General features: G+C 35.7%; 3 protein-coding genes. All 3 read left to right on the top strand.

The features are described from left to right. Nucleotides 1-354: 354 nt before the first annotated feature. From MHN02_RS21095 to MHN02_RS21085, 3 genes are read left to right on the top strand one after another with little or no spacing between them, the layout of a single operon-like run. A complete protein-coding gene (locus tag MHN02_RS21095; protein WP_239247923.1) occupies nt 355-1,476 on the top strand; it encodes an ABC transporter ATP-binding protein in 1,122 nt (373 codons plus the stop codon). Further along, nucleotides 1,457-3,340 (top strand): N-6 DNA methylase, encoded by a 1,884-nt coding sequence (locus MHN02_RS21090; protein WP_239247922.1) that lies wholly within the window; start codon nt 1,457-1,459, stop codon nt 3,338-3,340. Before MHN02_RS21095 ends, MHN02_RS21090 begins: the two co-directional genes overlap by 20 nt. Before the next feature lie 17 nt (nt 3,341-3,357). Further along, nucleotides 3,358-4,275, top strand: a complete 918-nt coding sequence (locus MHN02_RS21085; protein ID WP_239247921.1) for a hypothetical protein — start codon at nt 3,358-3,360, stop codon at nt 4,273-4,275. Nucleotides 4,276-4,832: the final 557 nt, after the last annotated feature.

Here is a 4,832-nt window from a genome sequence, read left to right as displayed (position 1 = left end):
CCTATTTTGTTTTGATTAAAGATTCGACACCTTTATCAAAACGGGTAACTCTCATCTTTTCAAGAAGAAGTGTCAGATTAAGTCGAGACTAATTCAAATAATGGTAATTCGGATGTTTTTACAAATAAAGCTTACCACCAGACACTTAGCAATTTTATACATGCTTTAATTGATCCCCTTTATGATTTCACTGAGCCTCTAGAGCAACAAAATATTACGCTTTCCCAAGAAAGTCTATCAACGATCTCATTTGAAACAGATGAGTATTCTTCCTTTGATTCTAAGGTTATGTTTTTCACACAGGCGACCGACAACGACTACTTTATTGTTAAAAGTAGCTTTGATATAGAACTAATGAAGGTCACTAAAACCGCTGGTCAGGTTAATAAAAAATTACGTCTAGAAGACTTGAGTGACGGTGAGTACCAGTTGCTTTTCCTATACGCATTAGTCGATCTATTTGATAGAGAAAATACTTTGTTTTTACTCGATGAGGCCGACTCTCATCTTCATTACAAAAACATAGATCAGCTGTGGCAGGCATTAAAAGGACTTTCAGGAAAAGTCATTACAACAACTCACTTGTTAGATTCTATATCAAAAGCAGGAATTGATAAGCTTAAAGTAATTGAGGATGGGCTAATCTTAGATAACAATTCTGCCTACAAGTTAACACAAAGGCTAGAGACTCTATCTGAAATACAGTCCATTCAGTATAAGCTTGTTTCAATGTATCAAAATGTTGTGCTCATGGATCATGTCCATGATTGGGAAATCTTCAAGCTATTAGTTTTAAGAAAGCTGTGTACAAACGAAGAATCTAGGTTGGAAATTATAGCAACCTTTTCAAGCTTTATTTGTATAAGTGTGGCCTCAGGATTCAAAGAAGAGTATGACAAAGTTAAGTTTGCTGATAACAAAATCACTTGGCTAAGAAATTTCGAAAATCATTTTGAATATTTAGACTGCGTAACCAAAAATGTATTTATGATCTGTGATCTAGATGATTATCCGCTCCCTCTGGTTGGAACAGAAAAGCAACCACTTTTAGTCCGAAGACACGATAATTTCACTCCTAGAAAATTTAATAATAAGAAGAAGGAAAATAGTAAATCGTTATCTACTACGTCTTTACTTTCATGGAAGCGACGTGAAATAAAGCACTACTTACTATCTTTCTCAGCTTTAGGAAATTTAGTTGAAGAAGTTAACAAAAAGTTACACCAACATGAGCAATTAAAACGTTTCAAGAATGGTGACCTTTGCGATGACGGTGAGTGCAATACTTCTTTAGCGAAGCTTAAATCCAAAATAGTTAAGACAATAGTCGACCCTCTAGTTAATAAAGATGGAATAGGTTTTTGCATTGAGAAAACCGCCGAATTTATCAACCAAATACCGAAACAAGAAATAAGCGATGACATTGTACATATGTACAATTATCTGGTGAATATTAATGAGCAGACCTCTAAATAACCTATTAAAAATAACAGAATTGCTAAGGAAAGACAGCGCCATTAATAATTCAATTGATGCCGTAGAACAATTATCACTGCTGCTTATAGTTAAGTTTCTTTGTGATTATGAGCAGGTAGATTTATCAAGGGATGGGAACAGAATTTCTTTTGAAGATTTTTTATACAAAGAACGTAATAAAATAGAGTTTCATACCCTAAGAGAGTTGATAAGTAGGAAAGCGTATTACTCTAGCTGCTTTAAGATATTGTCATCAGAGAGCTGGGTGACAATTGAAAATTTACTAGAACTCATACCATTTCGTGTAAGGTCTAGTAAAATATTGGAGAGAATATCGTATATATTAGCTAAAATTGATGTGTTCGATAGTCTTAACGAAGACTTCGATGAAGTTTTATCTTTGATGGTTAGCGATTCCAAGGCATCAGGTGCGTTTTATTCTCCTAAACCCCTAATAGATGCCTTAGTTAAGGTTTGCAAACCTTCACCTGAAGAACGTATTTACGATCCTGCTATGGGTACGGGGCGTTCTTTTATTGCCATTAACGAATACATATCATCAGAATATCCTCTTAAGCTAAATGTAACAGGAAATGATATATCACCTTTCGCCTGTTTAGTCGGCACACTCAATTTACTCTTAAATAATATTGATATTAGTAATATTTCTTTATCAGATTCACTGCTGGGAGAGAGCACTGCTAAATATGATTTTATTATTTCAGCTTTCCCATTTGGTGTCGCTAATGATTTTACAAAATACGAGTATGCCTACAATGGATATCAAGGCAGCTTAGAAGCCATGTTCCTTCAGCATACAATGGACAAGCTAGCAATCAATGGGCATGCCGCAGTAGTTGTTCCAGAAGGTCTTTTGTTTAGTAGCGCCAACCATATGATCTCACTGAGGCACAAGCTGTTAACTAAATTCAATTTGCATACGATTTTAAGCCTCCCTCAAGGGAGTTTAGCGCCTTATACAAATATTAAGGTAAGTGTTTTGTTTTTTGACAATAATAATTCTGAAAAAGATATTTTACTTTATCGTATACCTGCAAGAACAAATTTTAAAAAATCCTTGCCTCTTCGTTGTGATGACTTTTTACCGTTTATTTCGCTATTTGAGAAGCGAGAAAACAGTGAACGATCTATGTTACTACCCAAGAAGTCATTTTTAGAAAATGAGTCCTACATCCTCTCTCGTTCCTTTTACAAAGAAGAAAAATTTCACTTTGACAAAGTAAAAATGATTGAGGAACTACATTCAGATGAATCTATTATGACACAGTCTATCAAAGGCTATATAGAAACTGTGTCCAAGGAGACTGATGTCACATTTTCTATTTTCAGAACGGTGGGAAGCATCGGTAAATTAAGATCGGGCGACAATCTAAATAAATCTGAATTATCAGAGAATGGAGAATACGCAGTCTATGGTGGAAATGGCACTATAGGTCGCTATGATAAGCCAAATAGAAGTGGAAATACAATTATCATTGGTAAGGTTGGATTATATTGTGGGAACGTTCACTTTTCTAAAGAGCCATTTTGGTTAACAAGTAATGCAGTTAGTCTGGAAATTACAGATGAATCTAATGTATTCGTACCTTACTTAGTTCATCTATTGAAAAGTTTGGATTTAAACAAGCTTGCGACCGGGGCAGTGCAAAAATTTATATCTATTAAGCAAATGAATAATATCAAACTTTCTTTACCAACTTACGAAAAGCAAGTCGAGTTGAGTAAGTGGTTTGATGACTTGGAGAAAAGTAAAACCTCAATCCAAAAGCTATTGTCTTCGTTTAGTGAGGAGCTTGGTGTAATGACTAAAAATAGCATTGCTGAAAAAGCGTTAAAACATTAGGTTAGGTTTTATTAGATATGGACTTGTTGTCAGACACTAACTCATTGATCGGAATTATATCTGGTTCAGTAGCGATATTTTCAGCTTTTGCAGTATGGAAAAAACAACGAAGAGGTAAGGCGTTAACGAGTATACCGTTAAAATGTCCTGCCGAAAGGTTTATAAAGTTATTTGAATCTCATGGTGTTTCAAGAAGTCAGATTTCTGGCTTCTTCGGACACGGGTTGACGATTGCTGATTGCTCTGCTTCGGAGAGGTTGGTAGAAAAGCTAACTGATGAAATTTTGCACGATGCGGCAGAGTTATTTGGCATTAATCTAGAGTGGCTGCATGGTGCGTCTGAACAAATTTTTAAGATTCATCATTTTTACAAAACACCAGAGGAATGTATTCACTTCTTCTCGAAGTTAAAAACTGGTGGCAATGAGCTTTCAGGGTATGCACTTAGACCAGATAAACTAAGATCAATAGATGGATATAGCTCCTCGATTGTTATTTTAGAAAATATTGGGCAAATTAATGAAAAGCAAATCCAAAGGTTACATATCTTAGGGGGCTGGGTTCATTCTTATTGGAAATGCCGAGGCTATTATGCCGCCTGTGCTTCTATTGCTATGAATAATGATGTTTGGCTAATAGGTAAAACCTGTGAACACAAATGGCTTTCAAATTTTTCCTCAGGCGAAAAGCTACCAATATATGACTTTGAACTAGAAAGTTTTAATTTTGAACTCAGTGGTGCTTGGCATGTTGATGAGTTTTTAGAGAGACCAAAAGAATATCTTAAAGACGTTTCCCCAGAAGAAAATAATTTTGGTTTAACTTCTGCGATTGAACTTTGGCTTTCTCTCGAAGCAAAAGGCTATATGTGCATCGATAAGTATTCGAATAAGGCACTAATACGCTCTGCATTCGAAAATTATGAGTTAAGCTAATGACGATTAACCATAAGCGAATCAAATAAATGTTTTTACACAAATAAAACATCGCAATAAAACGGAACAATTTCAGTTGTTCCGCATCATCTAACCATTCGACTAATCAGACACTCGTGTTTTCTAGTCAGGATCAAGCAATGTAAGCAAAAGTGCGCTCGGCGTACTTTACTACTCGGCGATGGTTCATTTGTCTCAGAACTACAGATGGCTCACATGACGTTCTCAACTAAAAAGTTCTGCGAGCGAACTTTTTGGCTCAGAACTGAGGATGGCTTAAATGACATTTTCGACTAAAAAGTTCACCGAGTGAACTTTGCTATTCAAGTGAATTGATCTGCTGTGGGGTAAAACTCATTTTCGATCTCTAGTATCTGATAGCTGAGCAATCATCTTAAGGATGTGTGAAGCATCATGCGGGTCAAAATTAATTTTTATATTTTGAGCATATGAATATGCCAGGGCGAGATCGCGAACATTATTTGATCAAATTTAACTGTTAGTTGACGACCTGGTCTGGCTATGATCATATGCTCTCTTTTTGGGAGCACCACAAT

It is taken from the genome of Alteromonas sp. CNT1-28, assembly GCF_022348345.1.
GTDB lineage: Bacteria > Pseudomonadota > Gammaproteobacteria > Enterobacterales > Alteromonadaceae > Alteromonas > Alteromonas macleodii.
The sequence above is the reverse complement of the archived record's forward strand: the minus strand, read 5'-3'. Positions and strand labels throughout refer to the sequence as shown.

Bases quoted from the DNA above. Each gene is read 5' to 3' on its own strand.
- MHN02_RS21085 (WP_239247921.1), top strand. From the start codon at position 3,358: ATGGACTTGTTGTCAGACACTAACTCATTGATCGGAATTATATCTGGT.
- MHN02_RS21095 (WP_239247923.1), top strand. From the start codon at position 355: ATGAAGGTCACTAAAACCGCTGGTCAGGTTAATAAAAAATTACGTCTA.
- MHN02_RS21090 (WP_239247922.1), top strand. From the start codon at position 1,457: ATGAGCAGACCTCTAAATAACCTATTAAAAATAACAGAATTGCTAAGG.